Raw genomic sequence first — 22,036 nt, forward strand, 5'->3', positions numbered from 1 at the left:
GCGCGACGCGCTGCGAGTTCGTCACCGTATCAGTGCATGCACCATTTTCGAACCAAGAAATGCTGCTGAACTCAGCAGTTTTCGTGCTATCGCATGCGCACGCGACATCCGAGGCGGCGCGTTCGCGCCGGGCCCGCGCGGCGCGGCGACAGGCGTGGCCGCTCGATCACGCCAATCCGCGCGCCCACCCGCGCACCAATCCGCGGGCCGGCCCGCGCCGCGCTCAATACGCGAGACGCGGCGCGACGTACGCGCCGTACGCGGGCCCGACGCCGCCCGCGCTCGCCGGAATCCGGTAGCCGCCGACGAAGTGGCCGGTCACCGCCTTGATGTTCGCGCCGTCCGACGCGTCGATGTGGAACGCGGCGAACGCGACGACGGGCACGTAAGTCTTGCTGCTGATCTGCGTGGCCACCGGCACGACGACCGTCGCGCCGACCGGCACGTCGTAATAGAGCGCGGTCTTCACGCCGGGCTCGATCCAGATGGCGTCGCCGATCGAAAGCGGCGTCGGATTGCCGTTCGCCATCAGTGCGCGAACGGTCGGCACGTCGTTCGCGTTGACGAGAAACGACGTCCACTGCCCGGCATAGCAGGTGCCGCCGTATGTCTGGCCGTTGCCGACCTGGAACTCGTACGGCGCGCCTGTCGTCGGATCGACGCTCGGCGCGCCCGTCTGCGCGTTCCAGTACTGATCGAGCACGCACCGGTCGATGACCATCGGAAAGAGTCCGCCCGCGCCGACCGTCGACGGCGCTGCGGCGACCGCGACCGCCGTCGCCGCGGCGGGCGTGCCGACGAGGCCGAGGAAGCCGCCCATCAGCAGCGCGAGCGGCCCGCCGTTCTGGTCCGCCGCGCGCGTGACGGTCGTCTGCACGGCCGGCGCGTCGTACGCGCCGGGCACGAGCGTCGTGGGCTCGAGGCCGGCGGGCGTGCCCGTCAGGTTCCAGTAGCCCGTCTGCACGACGCCGACCGACAGCGTCGCGCCGTCGGCGGCGTTCAGCGGCAGCGCCGCGCTCGCCGCGCTCGCGGCGGCGGCCCATGCGGGCGCGCCCGGGCTCGACGAGAGCGACGCGGCGCCGGCGAGCGCGGCCGCGTCCGCCGCGTTCTGCAGTTCGTTGCGCGCGGCGGCGACGCGCGGCAAGTCGATCGCGAACGCGCCGAAGAGCAGCAGCACCGGCAGGAACAGCAGGAACCACAGCACGACGGAACCGCGCTCGCGGCGGCGCGCGGCGGCGCGACGCTCATTCATAGTTCATCACCGTCACGGCCGTCAGCGTGATCGGGCCCGTCAGCGAGCTCAGCGCCGAGCCGAGCACGAGGCCCTGATACGTGTAGCTCACGGTCACTTTCAGCGGGCTGCCGGGCGACGTGCCGGCCGACTGGTCGACGGCGACGACGGGCGCGCCGACCGTGCCGCCGCTCACGAGACTGCCTTGCGCGTACGACAGCGCGACGTTCTCGATGTCGGCCGCGGCCAGCTGCGGCACGCGCACGACGACGCCCGCGCGCGCGGCCTCGCGGCTCGCGTTGGTGATCACCGCCTTGTCGCAGAGAAGCAGGCTCGTGTCGACGATGCCGAACAGCACGAGCATCATGAACGGAAACGCCAGCACGAATTCGAGCGACACCACGCCGCGCTCGTCGTGCGCGAGGCGGGCCACGCGTGTCATTTGACGGCCTCCGCGCGAACGGACGCGCGCCCGGCGTCGGCGACTGCGTCGGCAGCCGCGCCGTTTGCGCGGGCGCCGCCGGTCGCCCGCGTGGCGGCGGTCGCGCCGGCTTCGCCGGTCGCCGCTGTCGCCGCCGCGTCTGTGCCTGCCGCTGTAGCCCCCGTAGCCCCGGTCGTCGCGGCTGCCGCGCGCCGCTCGCGCACGTTGCGATAGAAGCGCAAGTTGTCCTCCGCCGACGCCGCCGGCAAATCGTGAACGAGAATGCGCTTCGCGGCCGCGTCGTTGCCGAGCATCCCGTACGCGAGTGCGAGATCCTCGCGCGCCTGCGCGGGCGCGTTCGGCAGCCCCGCGACGTCGAGCAGCACGTTCGCGCCTTCGCGCGCGCGATTCGCGAGCACGAGCGACAGGCCGAGATCGGTCCTGAGCGCCTGCGCGTCCGGATGGCGCGCGAGCGTCGCGCGATAGACGCGCTGCGCGTCGTCGTGCCGCCCCTGCAGATCCAGCACCGTGCCGAGGCCGGCGGCTGCCGCGATGTTCTCCGGATGCGCGCCGTGGAGCTTCGCGTAGCGCGCGAGCGCGTCGTCGAGACGGCGCTCGCGCAGCGCGACGCGCGCCAAGCCGAGCTGCGCGCGCGGATCGTCCGGCGCGGCCGCGGCGGCACCCGCGTACAGCACGCCGGCGCGCGCGAAGTCGCCCGTCTGGTACATCGCGTCGCCGAGCCCGACCTGCGCGGGCAGCGAACGCGGGTCGGCCTTCAGCGCGCGCTCGAAGAGCGTCGCCGCGAGCTCCGTGTTGCCGGCCGCGAGCGCGCTCTCGGCGACCGTCAGATCGCTGTCGCCGAGCGTGCCGCGCTGCGACATCAGCGGCCGCGGCTGTAACGCGCCATGGCTCGCGCAGCCCGCGAGCAGCGCCGCGCAAAAGAGCACGAGCGGCATCGCGCGGCGGATGCGGCCCGCGCGCCCCACGTGCGCGCCGCGCCCCTTAGTCCCCTCAGGCCCCTCAAGCTCCCCACGCTTTCCGTGCCGTCCGCGCCCGATGCGCGGCGCCGTGCATGCGCGATCGCATGCGTCGTCGAAATGTCGCTCGTTCATTTGTGGAACACCGCTATCAGTCGAATCACCGCCGGCCCCGCCGCGATCAATGCGACGGTCGGCATCACGAACAGCATCATCGGCAGCGTCATCTTCGGCGCGAGCTTCGCCGCCTTTTCCTCGAGCGCGATCATCTGCATCGCGCGCTCCGTGCGCGACAGCATCCGCAGCGACTGCGTGATCGGCGTGCCGTACTGCTGCGACTGCACGAGCGTCGTCACGAGCGCGCGCATCGACGGCAGGCCGATCCGCGCGGCCATCGCGTTGAGCGCGAACGCCGCGTCGCCGCCGATCTGCAGCTCGTCCGCGCAAACCGAGAATTCGTCGGCGAGCGGCGGGCAGATCGCCTTCAGCTCGGATGCGACGCGCCGCACCGCGACCGCGAGGCTGTTGCCCGCGTTCGTGCAGATCACGAGCAGATCGAGCGCGTCGGGCAGATACGCGGCGATCGTCTTCTGGCGGCGCGCAACCGCGAAGCCGAGCGCATGCTCGGGCAGCATCATGCCGATCACGAACGCGCCCGCCATCATCAGCGCGCGCAGCACGAAGTAGTCGCCGACGCGCGGCACGTGCGCGCCGACGACGAGCGCGGCGAGCCCCGCGCTCGCGCCGACGACGAGCTTGAGCCCCGCCATCACCGACACCGCGCGGCGTTCGCGAAACCCCGCGTTCGCGAGCCGCGCGGCGAGCTTCATCCGCTGCGTCGCATCGACGACGGGCACGCGCTCGCCGAGCGACGCGACCCGTTGCGCGACGCGCCGCGGCACGCTGCGCGCGCCGTCGCCGGCGCTCGCGTAGACGGCCGACGCGCGCGCGGCGCTCGAGCGCGCGCGCTGCGCGACGCGCCTGCGCATCGCGACGTCGCGCGCGAGCAGCCACGCGAGCAGCGCCGCGGCGGCGGCGAGCGCAACGAGGACGGCGATCGACAGCGCGGCGGGGTTCATCGCGACGTATCCAGGTTGGCGATCTTGCGAATCATCGCGAGACCGATCGTGAGCAGCACGGCGGCGAGGATCAGCATCTTGTGCCCCGCGCGCGTGTCGAACAGCAATGCGACGTACGGCCGATTGACGACGAACAGGAACGCGGCGATCGCGAACGGCACGGCCGCGATGATCTTGCTCGCGATGCGCCCTTCCGCCGTCAGCGCGCGCGTCTTCATCCGGATGTCGCGGCGCGTGCGGATGATGCCGGACAGGTTCTCGAGCGTCTCCGTCAGGTTGCCGCCCGTCTCGCGCTGCAGCACGAGGCACACGCCGAAGAACGAAAAGTCGGCGAGCTGCAGGCGCTCGGCCTGCCGCTCGAGCACATCCTTCAGATCCGCGCCGACGTGCAGCGCATCGCCCATCGCGCGGAACGTCGCGCGCACGGGCTCCTCGCTTTCGCGGCCCGCGGTGCCGATCGCCTGCGCGACCGGAATGCCCGCGCGCACCGCGCGGATGATGAGATCGAGCGTGTCCGGAAACACCGCGAGGAAACGCTGCTTGAAGCGCGCGATCAGGATTCGGTAGACGGCGCGCGCCGCGCCGGCCGCGAGCGACGCCGCGATCGCGACGCGCAGCCACGGCGCGGCGCCCGCGAGCGACGCGCCGATGAAGCCGGCGAGCGCCGCGAGCGCGGCCGCGAGCGCGATCGCGCGCATGCCGCCGCTGCCCGCCGCGGTGCGCACGCGCTCGCCGCGCGCGCGCAGCCACGCGCGCAACACGCCGTCATCGCCGTCGCCGTGGGTGCGGGTGAACAGCTGCAAGCCGACGCGCGCCGCCTGCGCGGGCCGCGCCGCTGCGCGCGGATCGCGCAGCGCGTCGACGCGCGAGCGCACGCGCGCGGCGGGCCGCCGGCACGCGAGATCGCGCAGCGCGCGCGCGATGAAGCCCGCGACGACGATCGCGAAGAACGCGCCGACGGCGACGACGTCCGCCGCGCTCACGGCTGCAACGCGCCGAGCAGCGCGCCCTCGAGCCCGTAATACGCGGCGCGCTGCGCGAACGCCGGACGCAGCGACGACGATTCGAACATGCCGTGCACCTGCTCCTGGAACGCGCTCGCGTCGTAGCGGAACGCGAACAGATCCTGCGTGATCACGACGTCGCCCTCCATCCCGGCGATCTCGGTCACGCGCGTGACGCGCCGCACGCCATCGCGCATCCGCTCGATCTGCAGGATCATGTGCACCGCGCTCGCGATCTGGCGGCGGATCGACATGAGCGGCAGGTTGCCGTTGGCCATCATCACCATGCTTTCGAGGCGCGTGATCGCGTCGCGCGGCGTGTTCGCGTGGATCGTCGTCATCGAGCCGTCGTGGCCCGTGTTCATCGCCTGCAGCACGTCGAACGCCTCGGGGCCGCGCGTCTCGCCGAGGATGATCCGGTCGGGGCGCATGCGCAGCGCGTTGCGCACGAGATCGCGCTGCGACACGCCGCCCAGCCCCTCGCTGTTTTCCGGGCGGGTCTCGAGGCTCACCACGTGCGGCTGCTGCAACTGCAGCTCGGCCGCGTCCTCGATCGTCACGATGCGCTCGTGCGAATCGATGAAGTGCGACAGCGCGTTGAGCAGCGTCGTCTTGCCCGAGCCCGTGCCGCCCGAGATCACGATGTTGAGGCGGCACGCGCTCGCGATCTTCAGCACCTCGACCATCGGCTGCGACAGGTTGCCCTGCTGCGCCATCCGCGCGAGCGTGATGTTGCGCTTCGCGAACTTGCGGATCGAGATCGACGCGCCGCGAATCGCGATCGGCGGCAGCACGACGTTCACGCGGCTGCCGTCCGCGAGCCGCGCGTCGACCATCGGGCTGCTCTCGTCGACGCGCCGCCCGACCGCCGCGGCGATGCGCTGCGCGACGTTGATCACGTGTGCGTTGTCGCGAAACTTGAGCGGCGTGAGCTCGAGCTTGCCCGCGCGCTCGACGTACACCTGATCGGGCCCGTTCACGAGAATGTCGGTCACGCGCTCGTCCGCGAGGAGCGGCTCGATCGGGCCGACGCCGAACATGTCGTTGAGGATCTCGTCGACGATGAGCGCCTGCTCGGCGAGCGTCACGGTGAGGCGCTCGCGCGCGATCACGTCGGCGGCCGTCTGCTCGATGCCTTCGCGCACCTCCGCGCGCGACATCATCAGCGCGGCCGACATGTTCATCGACGAGAACACGACCGCGCGGATCGTCTTGAACGTCTCCGAGCGGATCAGCGCCTCGTGGCGGTCTTGCGCGTGACCGTCGCGATCGTCGCGATCGTCGCGATCGTCGTGATCGTCGTGATCGTCGCGATGGTCGCGATGGTCGGCATTGTCGCGATCGTCACGCGGCGCAGGCGGGGCCGCGGGCGGCGCGCCGCTTCCCTGCCGCGCGTCGGCGGGCGAATTCGCGCGCGGCGCGCGGGCCTCGTCTTGCGCGTGCGACCGGCCGCCGGCGTCGGCCGTCGTCGCGTCGGCGCAGGCGCCGGGCGCGGCGGCGTCCGCGAACTCGCGCGCGTCGCGGCTCGCGCCGGGAACGAACGAAGACGAAACGCGCCGGCCGAACATCACCGCCTCCCGCGCGCGCCGGCGAGCCGCGCGTACCACGGCCGGCGTTCGGCGGGCGCCGCATCCGCGCCCGTCAGCCCTTGCGCGAGCGCGACGATGCCGGCCGCGAACGCACCGCCGCGCGCCGCGTCGAGCGCCGCGCCGAGGTTCTCCGCGACGGCGAGCGTCTGCGGCTCGTACGGCAGCTCGAGCATCGACGCGCGCCCGACCGCGCGCGCGAAATCGGCCGCCTCGACGCGGCCGCGCACCGGTTGCTGCGCGTTGTTGAGAATCAGCGACGCGTGCGCGCCGCCGTCGCGGGCCTCCGCATGGCGCAACAGCCGGGCCGCCTCGCGCGCCGCATGCACCGAGCGGTCGGCGACGATGTAGACGTTCGCGCACGCGGCGAGCGCGTCGTCGACGAGCCGCCCCGCGCGTTCCGGCAGGTCGAGCAGCACGTAATGGAACTGATGCCTGAGCGCGCCGACGAGCCCCGCGATCGCGCCCGCGCGCAGCGGCGGCTCGCTGTCGTACGGCAGCTCGGCCGACAGCACGAACAGCCGGTCGCTCTGCGCGACCATCGCCTGGTTGATCAGTTGCGCATCGAGCCGCTGCGGATTCTGCAGCAGCTCGACGAGCCCCTGGTTGCTGACGACGCCGAACATCGAGCACGCCGCGCCGCCGTGGCAGTCGAGATCGACATACGCGACGCGGCGGCGCGTGCGCTCCGCGAGATGGCGCGCGAGCGAGACCGCGATGCTCGTCACGCCGACGCCGCCGCGCGCGCCGACGAAGCCGATCGCCTTGCCCGTGCGCGCGGCCGCGCCCGGATCGGCCGCGCTCAGCGCGCGATGCACGAGCTCGACGGTCAGCGGCTTGACGAGATAGTCGCGCACGCCGACGCGCAGCATGTTGCGGAACAGGCCGACGTCGTTGTGCTCGCCGACCACGATCACGTTCACCGACGGATCGCAGACGTCGGCGAGCCGCGCGAGATCGGACAGCGGCATCGCCGCGCCCGACACGTCGACGATCAGGTGCTGCGGCCCGTGCGCGAGATCGCGCATCAGCGCGATCGCGTCGTCGATCGAGCCGCGCGCGACGTGCGCGCCCGCCATCGCCTGATCGACGATCAGATTGCGGATCACTTCGTCGCTTGCCGGGTCGGCGACGATCGCGATCAGGCGCGCGCCGCTCGCCGCCGCGCGCAGGTCTTTCGCGCGCGACGCGCCGCTCATCAGGTCGAATGCGCCCATCTCGCCTCCGTCAATGCGTGACGGCGGTGGTCGTCGACGTCGCGTTGAGCGGCGTCGTCCGGCCTTCGTCGTAGCGGCGCACCGCGCTCGCGCCGAGCGCCGCGTCCGCGCCCGCGTAAGGCAGCGGCGCGACGAGATCGGCGGGGCGCGCGAGCATCGCCGCGAGGTTGCCGTAGGTCGCGCAGCCGAAGCTCACGCCGGGCCGCGCGCCGCCCGCGTCGATCATCTGCGAGCGCTGCTCGAGCGCCGCGCAGTCGGGCGCGCGCGCGAGCCCGGTGCGCGCGTCGTAGCCGATCGCCGACGCGTCCGGCATCCCGTACGGCGGATGGCCGGACATGCAGCCGGCGAGCGCCGCGAGCGCCGCCGCCGCGCACGCCGCCGCCGCTCGGCGAGCGCGGTGCGCGCCGTGTGCGCCGTGCGCGCGGCGGCGCGGCTTGGGTTCCGATCGAATCGCCATCGAATGCCTCCGTGAAACGCTGTCTTGCGGCGTCAGTAGACGAATCCCGCCGGTCCCGCGAGCCGCGGCGCGTCGCCGCCGAGCGGATCGATGCCGAGCGAGCGTTGCAGCACGAACTCGATATCGCTGCTCGGCCGCGTGACGTCATCGAGCGCGTCGCGCAGCTCGCCCGGATTCGCGGGCTGCACGATGTACGGCGTGACGATCACGACCACTTCCGTCTTGTCGTTCAGATAATTGCGCGACGAGAACAGCTTGCCGAGCACCGGCAGCCGCGAGAGCCCCGGCAGCTCGGCGAGCACGTCGCTGCTCTTGCTCTGCAGCAGCCCGCCGATTGCGAAGCTCTGCCCGCTCGACAGCTCGACCGTCGTGTCGACGCGCCGCACCGTGAGCGCCGGCACCTTGACGCTGCCCGTCGTCACGCTGTTGGTCGGATCGATTTCGCTCACTTCCGGGCGCACCTTGAGGCTGATCCGGTTGTCGGCGAGCACGGTCGGCGTGAAGTCGAGCGACACGCCGTAAGGCTTGAACTGGATCGTGATCGCGCCCGTCGTGTCCTGCGCGACCGGAACCGGGAACTCGCCGCCCGCGAGAAAGCTCGCGGTCTGGCCGGAGATCGCGGTCAGGTTCGGCTCGGCGAGCATCGTGATGAGGCCCTCCTGGTCGAGCGCGTCGAGCACGCCGTCGATCGAGTAGCGCGACGTGTGAAAGCCGCCCAGCACCGAGAACGCGCCCGACGGCGACAGATCGAACGCCTTCGACGTCGTGTCGAACAGCGTGCGGCCGTTGAACAGCCCGCCGACGAAATTGCCGCTCGAGCCGAGCGCGCTCCAGTTGATGCCGAGCTGCTGCGTGACGTTGCGGTCGACCTCGGTGATCCGCACGCGCAGATGCACCTGAATCGGCCTCTCGAGCGCCAGCCGGTTCACGAGCGATTCCTGCTGGCGCAGATAAGGCTTGAGCGTCTCCATCACGGCGTCCGCGTCGGATGCGCTCGGCACGCGGCCGCTCACCATCAGCGAGCCCGGCGCGCCCGCGAGCGTCAGATGCAGTTGCGGGAAGCGCGCGTCGAGGATGCGCTGCAGCGACGGCGTGTCGACGTCGACGACGACGGTCTCGCGCAGGATCGTCCGGTTGTTCGCGCCGAGCGCGAAGAGCGTCGTCGTGCCGGCCTTCTTGCCGAGCACGAACACGGCCTGCGACGTCGGCACGTGCACGTCGGCGACGTCCGGGTCCGCGACGAACACCGCAACCGCGGGCTCCGGCAGCTTCACCATCTCGCCGCCGCCCGCGGGCACGGCGAGCACGCGCGCGGGCTCGGCCGCGCGCGCGGGCCGAAGCGCGGCGCTCGTGCAGAGCGCCGCGGCGAGCCATAACAGCGCGGCGGCCGCATTGCGTCGTCGCGCGTGCGTGCGCGTTCGCGCACGCAGCGCGTGCGGCGCCGCCGAAGCCGTTTGCCGCACGCCGATCGCGTCGATCACACTCATCATTTCGATTCGCCCTCCTGATCGATCGACACTTTCATGCCGCCGGACGCGCGCCGCCCGACGGGCTCGCCGCGCCCGGCAGCGGCGGCAGCGTCGGGATCGGCGGTGTGCCGCTCGGCAGCGGCGCGCCCGCGCCGGCGCCCGCCGCATCGCCCTGCTTCGAGCCGCGATAGACGAGCACCTGCCGCTCGCCCCCCGCATGCGCGGCGCCGATGCGGCGCGGCAGCGCGGGCGTCGCGGCGGGCGTCTCGGCGCGCAGCGCACGCGACACGTCGCCCGCCCACACGGGCGGCGCGGGCGGCTCGGGCGACGGCGCGGCGCCCGCGCCGCGATCGGCCGTCGCGAAGCTGCGCAACGCGAGCGACAGCGCCCCCAGATGCGCGCCGACCGCGACCACCTGCGCATCGTGCGAGCTCACCTCGAACGTCACCGTGCGCGCACGCGTGTTCGGCTGCGCGGCGTCGTCCTTCGGACGCTGGAACGCGGAGCCCACCGCGAGCACGCGCACGCGCGCGACGATCGTCTCCGACTCGACCGCGCGCTCCGGGGCGACGCTCGCGCCGCCCGGCGCGGCGAGCTGCTGCGTGAGCAGCACGTCGACGTAGTCGCCCGGTTGAATGAGGCCCGCATTGCCCGACACGTCGTCGATCGCGACCGAGATCGCACGCATGCCGGGCTTGAGCGCGGCCGCGAGAAACCCGGGCGCGCTCGGCGAAATCACGTCGGCGGGGCCGAGTGGCGCACCCGCGCGCGCCGGATGGCGCAGCAGATCGCCCTTCAGATCGCCCGCCGCCGCCGCGCTCGCATCGGCGGCCGCGCTCGCGCCGTTGCCGCGCGCATCGCCGTCGATCAGCGCGCCGGCGGGCGCCTCGCCGCGGGCCATCGTCTTCCAGCCGAGATCGGCGTCGCGCAGCAGCAGGCCGGCCGGGAGATCGGCGGCCGCAACGCGCACGCGCACCTGTTGCGGCGGCGCGGCCGGGCGCGGCCGGGACGCCGCGACATACAACGCGCGAAACAGGAACGCGCCGACCACGGCGACGAGAAGCAGGCCGGCGAGCTTGAGGAAATGGGACATGTCGGCCACCTGTCATCCGGCGCATGCGGGCAGCCGGCATGCGGCGGGCGCCCACACGGCGACAAGACCGCCCGCCGCGAGCGCGACGCCGTACGGAACGCCGCGCGCCGGCGCGAACCACGCGAGCCGATGCGGCGCGCGCGCAGCCGCGACGCACACCGCGCCGACGGCGAGACCGCCCGTGCCGATCGCGAACGCGACCGGCCATGCGTAAGCGGGGCCCGCCCAAAGAAACACCGCGGCCGCCAGCTTGACGTCGCCTCCGGCGATCCAGCCGAGGCGGAACATCGATGCGCCCAGCACGAAAGCGAGCGCGCCGAGCGCCGCATGCGCGGCGAAGCCGCCGTCGCCCGGCACGCCCGCGAGCGCTTGCGCGCAATACAGCGCGCCGACGAGCGCGACCGCGCACGTGGCGAGCCGCCGCGTGCGCAGATCGGCGAGCGCGAGCGACGCGAGCGTCCAACTGGCGACGAGCTTGAGCGGGAGAATCATCGGCGTTCGTGTAATCGGGGAAAGTCGGCCGGCTGCGCCGCAGCGGCGGCGCCGGCCGTTCGTCTCAATGGCCGTTGGTCTGTACGCTCGTCACCTTGGTGATCATGTTCTGAAACAGTTCCGGCAGACCGGAACCGCCGCCGAAAATGGCGCCTGCCGCAGCGACTGCCACAACCACGATGCCGGCCAGCACCGAATATTCGAGTGCGCTGACCCCGCGCTCGTCGCGCAAGAGCGATTGGATGAAACGCAGCATGAGAGTCTCCTGAAAGAACGGCGGTGGGATCTGTGCACCGTGGGTACGGCGCCGGAAAGAGACACTTTCCACGTTGCATAACGGGCACAACGCAAACATTCCGCAGTGGGGCAAACCCTCATTCGCACAATTTACTTTGGAATCCGATGCAAGCTTCGAAGGCAATGCGAAATGCAAACGTCAGCTTCCGACGCTGCTCAATCGAATGAAGAAATGCGGAGCGAGCCGCGAATGAAGGGCTGCGGACGATTCGGCATACGAAACGAACGACGGGACGAGGCCGGCCGCATGGCGGCGGCATCGATCCGGAATGAACGACAGGACTTGGCCGATAGCGCGATAGCGCGGTGGCGCGGTGGCAAGATAGCGCGATGAGCTGCGCACGCACGCGCAGCGCGGACAAACGCGCAGTCTTTCGTCCGCCCCGGTCACGTCCGTCGCTTGCGCCGCTTTCGCGATGACGCGCTACTGCGCGTGAACGCCCCAGCGCCTGACGGTCGCGCGCTCGAGTGCATCGAACACGCCATGCTCGACGACGAGCCCGATCACGATCACCGCGGCGAGCCCGGCGAACACGCGATCGGTATAGAGCTCGTTGCGGTTCTGGAAAATGTACCAGCCGAGCCCGCCGCCGCCCGCGCTCGCGCCGAACACGAGCTCGGCCGCGATCAGCGTGCGCCACGCGAACGCCCAGCCGACCCGCAGCCCCGCGAGAATCGACGGCAGCGCGGCCGGAATCAGGATCGCGACCACGTGGCGCACGCCCGTCAGCCCGTAGTTGCGGCCGACCATCCTGAGCGTCGCGGGCACCGCCTGAAATCCCGCGAACGTGTTCAGCGCGAGCGGCCAAAGCACCGCATGCACGAGCACGAACAGCAGGCTGCCCGTGCCGAGGCCGAACCACAGCAATGCGAGCGGCAGCAACGCGATCGACGGCAGCGGATTGAACATCGCGGTCAGCATCGTCAGAAGATCACGGCCGACGCGCGTCGTCGCCGCGAGCGCGCTCAGCAAGAACGCGCTCGCGACGCCGAGCGCGTAGCCGCGCAACAGCACCGACAGCGACGCCGCGATCTTCGCCGGCAACTCGCCGTTCGCGATGCCCTGAGCAAAGGCGAGCGCGGTCGCGGTGAAGGTCGGCAGCAGCAGATCGTTGTCGATCGCGCGCGCGGCGATTTCCCATCCGGCGATCAGCACGAGCGCGATCAGCGCCTTGCGCAGCCATCCGGACTCACGCAGACGCGCAATCGTCGAACGCCGCACGAGCGGCGCGGCGACTCCACCGTTTTCGCCCGCGGCTGACGCATCGCCGGCTCGAGCGCCCGCCGCGCAGGCAACCGGCGCGAGCGCGACCTCGTACTCGTCGCGCACGGGCGGCTCGATTCGCGTATTCGTACTCGCGCTCATGCCGGCGCGCCCTGCTCGTCGAACAATAGCCGATGTATCCGGCCGGCCATTTGCTGAAAGTCCGCGCATGCGACGCTGCGCTCGTCGAAACGATGGCTGTTGAGCTCCGCGCGCACGCGCCCCGGATGCGGCGACAGCAACAGGATACGGTTGCCGATCACGAGCGCCTCCTCGATCGAATGCGTGACGAACAGCAGCGTGAAGCGCGCGTCGTCCCACAGCCGCAGCAGTTCGTGCTGCATGCGCCGGCGCGTGAGCGCGTCGAGCGCGGCGAACGGCTCGTCCATCAACAGCACGCGCGGCTGCATCGCGAGCGCGCGCGCGATTGCGACACGCTGCTTCATCCCGCCCGACAGCGTGTGCGGATAGGCGTCGGCGAACGCGGCGAGGCCCACCTTGTCGAGCGCCGCACGCGCGCGCTCGGCGGCCTCGCCGCGCGGCAGCTTCTTCGCGGCGCGCAGCGCAAACGCCACGTTCTCGAGCACCGTCTTCCACGGCGGCAGTTGATCGAATTCCTGGAACACGACGATCCGATCGGCGCCCGGCCCGCGCACCGGTTCGCCGGCGAGCGTGATCGTGCCTTCGGCGGGGGCGACGAAGCCCGCGATCGCCTTCAGCAACGTCGACTTGCCGCATCCGGACGGCCCCAGCAGCACGAAGCGATCCGCGCCGTAGACATCGAAGCTGACCTGCTGCGTCGCGCGCACGGCGCGCTCGCGGCTGCGATATTCGAGCGTCACGCGATCGACGGCGAGCAGCTTGCCGCTCGTCGCCTGCCCGCGCGCCGCGTCGGCCGGATTTGAAAACAGGGTTGACGGTTCTGCCGCCACGCGTCGCACTCCATCGAGTTCCCGCCGGGACGATGCAAAAAAATGCCCGCTGTGAAAGCGGGCGAGAATCCCAGTCAAGGAGGTGTCACACGAACTACGAGTTCAGATTAAGGCCCGTGGGCGCTCTCCACAACGAAGCATTTTCGATATCGATATCGCGCGCGCCGCATTGACGTTGGCGCGACGCCGCGCGCGGGCCGGGCGGGCCGCCCGTCGTCTTGCCGCCCGGCCTCGCCATCTCACCGTCTCGCATCCCCGCCGTCTCGCGCAGGACCTGCGAGCCGCCCGGCCCGGCGCGAACGGCTCGCGCGTCAACTGCCCTGCGCGGTCGCGGGATCGTCGAAGAAATAATCGCGCCAGGTCTTCGGCTCGTTGCGGATCGCACCGACGCGATGCATGAACCGCGCGAGCGCGAGCGTATTTTGCGGGGCGATCCTGAACTGCACCTGCGGATCGTTGACGATCTTCAGCAGCAGCGCACGGTCCGCCTTCGAGCCGTTCACGCGCAGATACGCGTCGACCGCGCCGTCCGGATGCGCCTGCACGTAGCGCGCCGCCTGCGAGAGCGCCGCGACGAACGCGCGGTAGGTCTTCGGATTGTCGCGGCGGAATTTCTCGGTCGTGTACAGCACCGTCGACGAACTCGGGCCGCCGAGCACGTCATACGAGCTCAGCACGACGTGCGCGTTCGGATTGCCCGCGAGCTCCAGCTCCTGGAACGGCGAATTGCCGAAATGCGCGGTGATCTCGGTGCCGCCCGCGATGATCGCGGCCGCCGCATCCGGATGCGGGACCGCCTGCGTCAGCCGGTCGAGCCGATCGTACGCGCGATCGCCCCAGCGCTGCGCGGCCGCGAACTGCAGCACGCGCGACTGCACCGACACCGTCACCGCGGGCACGGCAATGCGGTCACGCTCGGTGAAATCGGCGATCGTCTTCACGCGCGGATTGTTGCTGACGAGGTAGTACGGCAGGTTGCCGAGCGACGCGACGCCCTTCACGTTCTGCCGGCCGTGTGTGCGGTCCCAGATCGTCAGTAGCGGCCCGACGCCCGCGCCCGCGATGTCGATCGAGCCGGACAACAGCGCATCGTTGATCGCTGCTCCGCCCGAGAGCTTCACCCAGTCGACGTCGATCGCGACGCCTTCGGCGCGCCCCGCCTGCTCGATCAGATGCTGGTCGCGCGCGACGTTCAGCAGCAGATAGACGATGCCGAACTGCTCGGCGATTCGGATGCGCCCCTCGGCGCGGGCCGCGGGCGCGGCGAGAAACGATGCGGCGGCGAGCGCGGCGGCCAGCACGGCCGCGAGCGGGCGCCGCCCGAAGAACGATGCGCGTGTCATGACGACTCCATGAATTCCGTCGAGACAGCGAATCTAGGGGCGCCCGTGCGCCCGGGTCAACGAAGCAAATCCGCTACGCTTATCGGCTGCGACGATAACGGCGCGCACGCGAACGGCACGACACGCGTACAAAAACGGCGCTTCGCGATGACGCGAAACGCCGTCTTTCCCGCGCGCGACGCAGGCTGCCCGCAGGCGTCGCGCGCATTCGACATCGCTTCGCGCGGCGAGCGCCGAACCGGCCTTCGCCCGCCGCGCGGCGGCCCGCGATCAGGGCTCGTTGCGCAGATACCCTTCCCTGCTCGGATCGCGCATGCGCCACGACACGAAGAGCGAGATCGCGCAGAGCACGGTCACGTACCAGTAGAAGCTCGATTCGCTGCCGACCGACTTGAACCACAGCGCGACATACTCGGCCGAGCCGCCGAAGATCGCGTTGGCGACCGCGTACGACAGCCCGACGCCCATCGCGCGCACTTCGGGCGGGAACATCTCGGCCTTGATGAGGCCGCTGATCGACGTGTAGAAGCTGACGATCGCGAGCGCGACGACGATGAGGCCGAACGCCGCGAACGGGCTCGTCACGCCGCCCAACGCATGCATCAGCGGCACGGTGCCGATCACGGCGCCCGTGCCGAACAGGATCATCGACTTCCGGCGGCCGATCTTGTCCGACAGCGCGCCGAACACCGGCTGCATCAGCATGTAGACGAAGAGCGCGGCCGTCATCACGTTGCTCGCGGTCTTCGCATGCATGCCTGCAGTGTTGACGAGGTACTTCTGCATGTACGTCGTGAACGTGTAGAAGATCAGCGAGCCGCCGGCCGTGAAGCCGACCACCGTCAGGAACGCGCCCTTGTGCTGCCACACGCCGCGAATCGTGCCGGCGTCCTTCGCCTTGCGCGACTCGCTCGTCGACGTCTCGTCGAGCGACTTGCGCAGGTACAGCGAGATCAGCGCGGCCGCCGCGCCGACGACGAACGGAATGCGCCAGCCCCACGCCTTCAGTTCGGCGGCCGAGAGCGTCTGCTGCAGGATCACGAGCACGAGGAGCGCGCAGAGCTGGCCGCCGATCAGCGTCACGTACTGGAACGACGCGAAGAAGCCGCGGCGGCCCTTGAGCGCCACCTCGCTCATGTAGGTCGCGCTCGTGCCGTATTCGCCGCCGACCGACAGGCCCTGGAACAGCCGCGCGACGAGCAGCAGGAACGGCGCGAGCGCGCCGATCTGCGCATACGTCGGCAGCACCGCGATCACGAGCGAGCCGCCGCACATCATCAGCACCGAGATCATCATCGCTGCGCGGCGGCCGTGCTTGTCCGCGATCCGGCCGAACAGCCAGCCGCCGATCGGACGCATCAGGAAGCCCGCTGCGAACACGCCCGCCGTGTTGAGCAGCTGCGTCGTCGTGTTGCCGTTCGGAAAGAACGCCGGCGCGAAATACAGCGCGCAGAACGAGTAGATGTAGAAGTCGAACCACTCGACGAGGTTGCCCGACGATGCGCCGACGATCGCGAGCACGCGACGCCGGACGTCTTGCCGCGTGACGGCGGCGACGGCGGTCTGGTCATTCATGGATGGGTCTTTTCCTTGAAGTTCTCTGGATGGCCTGGCGGTGACGATCTGCCGCCTTCTTGTTCGACGCACGCGGTGATACCGGTTCCACCTCGGCGTGGCGGCGATTTTAGCGAAATGTAATCTATCTGGCTGCCCGGGATCGCCCCGATGTCAAAAAATAATTTCCGCTCGGCCGGCCATTCAACGAAAACGCGAGCCGGGCGGCTCGCGTTTCGTGCAAGGTGGCGCCGCGCAAGCGGCGGCCGGAGCGAGGGCCACGCCGACGATATCGCCGATATCCACCGATATCGCCGCGCGGCGCGCGACGGGCGCGCCGCGCCGTCAGATCCGGATTTCCGGCGCCGTGTAGGGGCACTCGTAGCGCTTGCGTACCGTCCCCGTCTCGTCGACGCTCTCGAGGAACACGTCGAACTGCCAGAGCCGCGCCATGTGCTTGAGCACCTCCTCGCTGTCGTTGGACAGGTGACGGTTGTCGGTCATGAAATGGCGCAGCGTGAGGCTGCGGTCGCCGCGCGTATTGACCGACCACACCTGGATGTTCGGCTCCCGATGATGGATGTCGTACTGCCGCGACAGCGCCTGCCGCACGTACTGATAGCCGGAGTCGTCATGGATCGCCGACACTTCGAGCGCATCGCGCATGTCGTCGTCGAGCACCGAGAACAGACGCATCTCGCGAATCAGATGCGGCGACAGATATTGCGCGATGAAGCTCTCGTCCTTGAAGTTGCGCATCGCATAGTGAAGCGCCGGCAGCCACGGGCTGCCCGCGAGCTCGGGAAACCACTTGTAGTCCTCCTCGGTCGGCGCCTCGCAGATCCGGCGGATGTCGCTCATCATCGAGAAGCCGAGCGCGTACGGATTGATCCCGCTGTAGTACGGCTTCATCACGGGCGGCTGGTAGATCACGTTGCTGTGCGAATGGAGGAACTCCATCATGAAGCCGTCCGCGAGCTTGCCCTGGTTGTACATCGTGTTGAGCAGCGTGTAATGCCAGAACGTCGCCCAGCCTTCGTTCATCACCTGCGTCTGCCGCTGCGGATAGAAGTACTGGCCGATCTTGCGCACGATCCGGATCACCTCGCGCTCCCACGGCTCGAGGAACGGCGCGTTCTTCTCCGCGAAGTACAGCAGGTTTTCCTGCGGCTCGGGCGGATAGCGTTCCTCCTGCTCCTCGGCGAGCTCGAGCTTTCTCGAGGGCAGCGTGCGCCACAGCTCGTTGACCTGCGACTGCAGGTACGCCTCGCGCTCGCGCCGCAGTTCGGATTCCTTCGCGAGCGACGGCTTCTGCGGACGCTTGTAGCGGTCGACGCCGTAGTTCATCAGCGCGTGGCACGAGTCGAGCAGTTCCTCGACGCGATCGAGCCCGTAGCGCTCCTCGCATTCGGCGACGTAGTTCTTCGCGTAGACGAGGTAATCGATGATCGCGTGCGCGTCGGTCCACAAGCGGAACAGGTAGTTGCCCTTGAAGAACGAGTTGTGCCCGTACGCCGCGTGCGCGATGACGAGCGCCTGCATCGTCATCGTGTTCTCTTCCATCAGATACGCGATGCACGGGTTCGAATTGATGACGATCTCGTACGCGAGCCCCATCTGCCCTCGCCGGTAGCTCTTCTCGGTCGACAGGAAGTGCTTGCCGAACGACCAGTGACGGTAGTTGACGGGCATGCCGACCGACGCGTACGCGTCCATCATCTGCTCGGCGCTGATCAGCTCGAGCTGGATCGGGTAGATGTCGAGCTCGTACTGCTCCGCGACCTGCGAGATGTGGGTGTCGTACTCCTCGATCAGCTCGAAGGTCCAGTCGGACGGACACGGCAGCGGTTTGCGGTCGGCAACGTTCATACGCGCTTCCTTGAGCCCGCTTGCGGGCGCTTCTGGGTGCTGCGCCGCCGCGTCGGGCGATGCGCCGCGCTCGTTCGCGGCGGGTTCCGACGCTTCGTCGCTCTTGCGGCGCGGCTCGTAGCCGCGCGCTTCGTTATGCAGGTGGCGAGTCGTCATCAGGATTCCACGTGCTTTTCAAAGAGTTCACGGAACACCGGATAAATGTCGGCAGCCGATTCCACTTTCTTCATCGCGAGATGCGGTTGCGACAGCGCCAGTTGCGCGTATTCGAGCCAGAGGTTCTGCTCTTCGGGCGTCACCTGGATGTACGCGAAATAACGCACCTTCGACAGGATGTCCTCGTCGAGGATCTTGCGGCACTTCGGCGAATCGTCGGTCCAGTTGTCGCCGTCCGACGCCTGCGCGCCGTAGATGTTCCACTCGGTCGGCGAATAGCGCTCGTCCATCACCTTGCGCATCAGCTCGAGCGCGCTCGACACGACCGTGCCGCCGCTTTCGGTCGAATGGAAGAACGTGTCCTCGTCGACTTCCTCCGCGCGCGTGTGATGGCGGATGAACACCACTTCGATGCGCTCGTAGTTGCGCTTGAGGAACAGGTACAGCAGGATGAAGAAGCGCTTCGCGAGATCCTTGCGCTGCTCGTCCATCGAGCCCGACACGTCCATCAGGCAAAACATCACCGCCTGGCTCGACGGCTGCGGCATCTTCACGCGGTTCACGTAGCGCAGATCGAACGGATCGATGAACGGAATGCGCCAGATGCGGCCCTTCAGGTGATGGATCTCCTCCTCGAGCTGCGCGATCTCGACGCGATGGTCGCCCGATTCTTCCTTCAGCGCGGCGAGCTTTTCCTCGAGCTCGCGCAGTTCGTTGACGAGCGGCGAGCCGAGCGCGATGCGCCGGCCGAGCGCGCTTCGCAGCGAGCGCACGACGTCGATGTTGTTCGGCGTGCCCTCCGCCGCCCAGCCCGCGCGGACGTTCTTCCAGCTCGGTACGGTCAGCAGGTGGGTCTTGACGAGGCGCGGCAGTTCGAGATCGTCGAAGAAGTACTGCATGAATTCCTCGCGGGACAGCTCGAACACGAAGTCGTCCTGACCTTCGCCCTCGTTGCTCGCCTGGCTGCCGCCGCCTCCGGCGCCGCCCGGCGGACGCGGGATCTTGTCGCCGCGCACGTAATCGGCGTTGCCCGGGTGCACGAGCTCGCGCCGGCCGCCCGGCCCGTGCCGGAACGTCGGCTCCGCGATGTCCTTGCGGGGAATCGTGATGCTCTGCGTGCTCTGGATGTCCTTGATGCTGCGATCGCGCACCGCGTCGGACACTGCACGACGAATGTAGTTCTTGACACGGCGCAGGAAGCGCTCGCGATTGGCAATGCTCTTGTTCTTGCCGGCCAGCCTGCGGTCGATGATTTGATGAAGCACACCCAGTCTCCCGCTCGAATGTCGATACGCCGGGACGCACGCCGCGCACGCGGGCTTGCCGCAATGCGGGCGACGTCTCTCAAGGTGCCCGTGCGCGGCCGCGCGGGCGTCGCGTTGCGCGCGTCATGACGACTTGCGCACGCGCAGATACCAGTCGCACAGGAGCCGAACCTGCTTCGGCGTATAGCCCTTCGCGACCATCCGGTTCACAAAGTCTTCGTGCTTGCGCTGCTCCTCCGCCGAGCCCTTCGCGTTGAACGAAATGACCGGCAACAATTCCTCCGTGTTCGAGAACATCTTCTTTTCGATCACGACGCGCAGCTTCTCGTAGCTGACCCACGCCGGGTTCTTGCCCCCGTTCGCGGCGCGCGCGCGCAACACGAAGTTCACGATCTCGTTGCGGAAATCCTTCGGATTGCTGATGCCCGCCGGCTTCTCGATCTTCTCGAGCTCGGCGTTGAGCGCCGCGCGGTCGAAGCTCTCGCCCGTGTCGTGATCGCGGAACTCCTGATCCTGTATCCAGAAATCCGCGTACGTGACGTAGCGGTCGAAGATGTTCTGGCCGTATTCCGAATACGACTCGAGATACGCGGTCTGGATCTCCTTGCCGATGAACTCCGCGTAGCGCGACGCGAGCAGATCCTTCACGAACGACAGATACTTCTGCTCGGTTTCAGGCGGGAACTGCTCGCGCTCGATCTGCTGTTCGAGCACGTACATCAGGTGCACCGGGTTCGCCGCGACTTCGGTCGAATCGAAGTTGAACACGCGCGACAGGATCTTGAACGCGAAGCGCGTGGACACGCCCGTCATCCCTTCGTCGACGCCCGCGTAGTCGCGATACTCCTGATAGGACTTCGCCTTCGGATCGGTGTCCTTCAGATTCTCGCCGTCGTACACCTGCATCTTCGAAAAGAGACTCGAATTCTCCGGCTCGTGCAAACGCGTGAGCACCGAGAGCTGCGCCATCATCTTCAGCGTGCCGGGCGCACACACGGCCTCGGCGAGCGACGAGTTGCGGATCAGCTTCTCGTAGATCTTGATTTCCTCGGACACGCGCAGGCAGTACGGCACCTTGACGACGAAGATCCGGTCGAGCAACGCCTCGTTGTTGCGGTTGTTGCGGAACGCCTTCCATTCGGATTCGTTCGAATGCGCGAGGATGATGCCGTCGAACGGGATCGCGCCGAATCCTTCGGTGCCCTTGAAGTTGCCTTCCTGCGTGGCGGTCAGGAGCGGATGCAGCACCTTGATCGGCGCCTTGAACATTTCGACGAACTCGAGAAGGCCCTGGTTCGCGAGGCACAGGCCGCCCGAATAACTGTACGCGTCGGCATCGTCCTGCGCGTATTGCTCGAGCTTGCGGATGTCGACCTTGCCGACGAGCGACGAGATGTCCTGATTGTTCTCGTCGCCGGGCTCGGTCTTCGCGATGCCGATCTGCCGCAGGATCGAAGGATAGCGGCGCACGACGCGGAAGCGCCGGATGTCGCCGTTGTACTCGTGCAGGCGCTTGACCGCCCACGGACTCAGGATGCTCTTCAGATAGCGGCGCGGTATGCCGTATTGCTCTTCGAGGATCGGACCGTCTTCGTCGTAGTCGAACAGGCCGAGTGGCGATTCGTTGACGGGCGAGCCCTTGAGCGCGTAGAACGGCACGCGCTCCATCAGTTGCTTCAGGCGCTCGGCGATCGACGACTTGCCGCCGCCCACCGGTCCGAGCAGGTAGAGGATCTGCTTCTTCTCCTCGAGCCCCTGCGCCGCGTGGCGGAAATAGGCGACCACCTGCTCGATCACCTCTTCCATCCCGTAAAACTCGCGGAACGCAGGGTACACCTTGATGACCTTGTTCGCGAAAATCCGCGACAGGCGCGGATCGTTGCGAGTGTCGATCTGTTCCGGCTCCCCGATGGCCGCCAGCATGCGTTCGCCGGCCGTGGCGTACGCCGATGGATCGTTCTTGCAGAGCGCGAGATACTCCTCTAGCGAGAACTCTTCTTCTCGCGTTTTTTCGAAGCGGTTCGCGAAGCTGCTATAAATATCCATGCTACCTCCTCGCCTGAGTCTGAAGACGATCTTGCCTTCGTATAGATCGTGTCGAAGCAGGACCGTTCGATTTCATCCTAAACCCATTTACTTTTTTTTTCACGAACTACTTCAACGGCCCCGTTGCAGTTCTCTGCATTGCGGAAAACGCTGCTTGGAAAGCACTTTCTGCTGCTCTAGAATGGTTCTCCCGCTTCGCGCCAACGCTGCATCGGCGCTCTCCATTCAGGCAGCGGATCGTCTCCTCCGTTGACGTTCCCGCACTCGCCGAACCACCTTCCCGC

At 68.8% G+C, this 22,036-nt stretch carries 19 protein-coding genes; all 19 read right to left on the minus strand.

What is annotated here, in order from left to right:
* Positions 1-223: 223 nt before the first annotated feature.
* The 19 genes from WS78_RS09975 to WS78_RS10065 all read right to left on the minus strand — a co-directional run bounded on the left by WS78_RS09975 (position 224) and on the right by WS78_RS10065 (position 21,752).
* Positions 224-1,252, minus strand: a complete 1,029-nt coding sequence (locus WS78_RS09975; RefSeq protein ID WP_038743090.1) for a pilus assembly protein TadG-related protein — start codon at positions 1,250-1,252, stop codon at positions 224-226.
* Positions 1,245-1,673 carry a TadE/TadG family type IV pilus assembly protein gene (locus WS78_RS09980; RefSeq protein ID WP_038743091.1) on the minus strand — a complete coding sequence of 143 codons (429 nt, stop codon included), beginning with the start codon at positions 1,671-1,673 and terminating at the stop codon, positions 1,245-1,247. The genes WS78_RS09975 and WS78_RS09980 overlap by 8 nt, the downstream gene beginning before the upstream one ends.
* Complete coding sequence (locus tag WS78_RS09985) at positions 1,670-2,764, minus strand: tetratricopeptide repeat protein (RefSeq protein ID WP_059575070.1); 1,095 nt, start codon at positions 2,762-2,764, stop codon at positions 1,670-1,672. The genes WS78_RS09980 and WS78_RS09985 overlap by 4 nt, the downstream gene beginning before the upstream one ends.
* Entirely contained in the window at positions 2,761-3,708 is a 948-nt protein-coding gene (locus WS78_RS09990; protein WP_038743093.1) for a type II secretion system F family protein, read from the minus strand. The genes WS78_RS09985 and WS78_RS09990 overlap by 4 nt, the downstream gene beginning before the upstream one ends.
* On the minus strand, positions 3,705-4,691 hold the full coding sequence (locus WS78_RS09995; protein ID WP_059575072.1) for a type II secretion system F family protein: 987 nt from the start codon (positions 4,689-4,691) through the stop codon (positions 3,705-3,707). The genes WS78_RS09990 and WS78_RS09995 overlap by 4 nt, the downstream gene beginning before the upstream one ends.
* Positions 4,688-6,280: a CpaF family protein gene (locus WS78_RS10000; RefSeq protein WP_059575149.1), complete on the minus strand. Its 1,593-nt coding sequence runs from the start codon at positions 6,278-6,280 to the stop codon at positions 4,688-4,690. Before WS78_RS10000 ends, WS78_RS09995 begins: the two co-directional genes overlap by 4 nt.
* The gene (locus WS78_RS10005; protein ID WP_038743095.1) at positions 6,280-7,515 is read right to left on the minus strand and encodes an AAA family ATPase; all 1,236 of its coding nucleotides are present in this window, start codon (positions 7,513-7,515) and stop codon (positions 6,280-6,282) included. The genes WS78_RS10000 and WS78_RS10005 overlap by 1 nt, the downstream gene beginning before the upstream one ends.
* 10 nt (positions 7,516-7,525) lie before the next feature.
* Positions 7,526-8,008, minus strand: a complete 483-nt coding sequence (locus tag WS78_RS10010; protein ID WP_231752764.1) for a CpaD family pilus assembly lipoprotein — start codon at positions 8,006-8,008, stop codon at positions 7,526-7,528.
* Positions 8,005-9,462 carry a type II and III secretion system protein family protein gene (locus WS78_RS10015; RefSeq protein ID WP_059575075.1) on the minus strand — a complete coding sequence of 486 codons (1,458 nt, stop codon included), beginning with the start codon at positions 9,460-9,462 and terminating at the stop codon, positions 8,005-8,007. Before WS78_RS10015 ends, WS78_RS10010 begins: the two co-directional genes overlap by 4 nt.
* A gap of 31 nt (positions 9,463-9,493) precedes the next feature.
* Positions 9,494-10,534: a Flp pilus assembly protein CpaB gene (cpaB, locus tag WS78_RS10020; protein WP_059575077.1), complete on the minus strand. Its 1,041-nt coding sequence runs from the start codon at positions 10,532-10,534 to the stop codon at positions 9,494-9,496.
* 12 nt (positions 10,535-10,546) lie between these two features.
* Positions 10,547-11,026 (minus strand): prepilin peptidase, encoded by a 480-nt coding sequence (locus WS78_RS10025; RefSeq protein ID WP_038743099.1) that lies wholly within the window; start codon positions 11,024-11,026, stop codon positions 10,547-10,549.
* A gap of 64 nt (positions 11,027-11,090) precedes the next feature.
* The gene (locus WS78_RS10030; RefSeq protein WP_038743100.1) at positions 11,091-11,282 is read right to left on the minus strand and encodes a Flp family type IVb pilin; all 192 of its coding nucleotides are present in this window, start codon (positions 11,280-11,282) and stop codon (positions 11,091-11,093) included.
* 465 nt (positions 11,283-11,747) lie between these two features.
* Positions 11,748-12,689 (minus strand): ABC transporter permease, encoded by a 942-nt coding sequence (locus WS78_RS10035; RefSeq protein WP_059575079.1) that lies wholly within the window; start codon positions 12,687-12,689, stop codon positions 11,748-11,750.
* Positions 12,686-13,519 carry an ABC transporter ATP-binding protein gene (locus WS78_RS10040; RefSeq protein WP_038743102.1) on the minus strand — a complete coding sequence of 278 codons (834 nt, stop codon included), beginning with the start codon at positions 13,517-13,519 and terminating at the stop codon, positions 12,686-12,688. The genes WS78_RS10035 and WS78_RS10040 overlap by 4 nt, the downstream gene beginning before the upstream one ends.
* 311 nt (positions 13,520-13,830) lie before the next feature.
* Positions 13,831-14,862 carry an ABC transporter substrate-binding protein gene (locus WS78_RS10045; protein ID WP_059575082.1) on the minus strand — a complete coding sequence of 344 codons (1,032 nt, stop codon included), beginning with the start codon at positions 14,860-14,862 and terminating at the stop codon, positions 13,831-13,833.
* A gap of 270 nt (positions 14,863-15,132) precedes the next feature.
* On the minus strand, positions 15,133-16,437 hold the full coding sequence (locus WS78_RS10050) for an MFS family transporter (RefSeq protein WP_038743104.1): 1,305 nt from the start codon (positions 16,435-16,437) through the stop codon (positions 15,133-15,135).
* Positions 16,438-16,761: 324 nt separating this feature from the next.
* Positions 16,762-18,441 (minus strand): SpoVR family protein, encoded by a 1,680-nt coding sequence (locus tag WS78_RS10055; protein ID WP_038743105.1) that lies wholly within the window; start codon positions 18,439-18,441, stop codon positions 16,762-16,764.
* Entirely contained in the window at positions 18,441-19,706 is a 1,266-nt protein-coding gene (locus tag WS78_RS10060; RefSeq protein ID WP_038743106.1) for a YeaH/YhbH family protein, read from the minus strand. The genes WS78_RS10055 and WS78_RS10060 overlap by 1 nt, the downstream gene beginning before the upstream one ends.
* A 123-nt stretch (positions 19,707-19,829) precedes the next feature.
* Positions 19,830-21,752, minus strand: coding sequence for a PrkA family serine protein kinase (locus WS78_RS10065; RefSeq protein WP_038743107.1), 1,923 nt, complete (start codon positions 21,750-21,752; stop codon positions 19,830-19,832).
* Positions 21,753-22,036: the final 284 nt, after the last annotated feature.

Origin of the sequence: Burkholderia savannae, from assembly GCF_001524445.2 — a bacterium.
Lineage (GTDB): Bacteria > Pseudomonadota > Gammaproteobacteria > Burkholderiales > Burkholderiaceae > Burkholderia > Burkholderia savannae.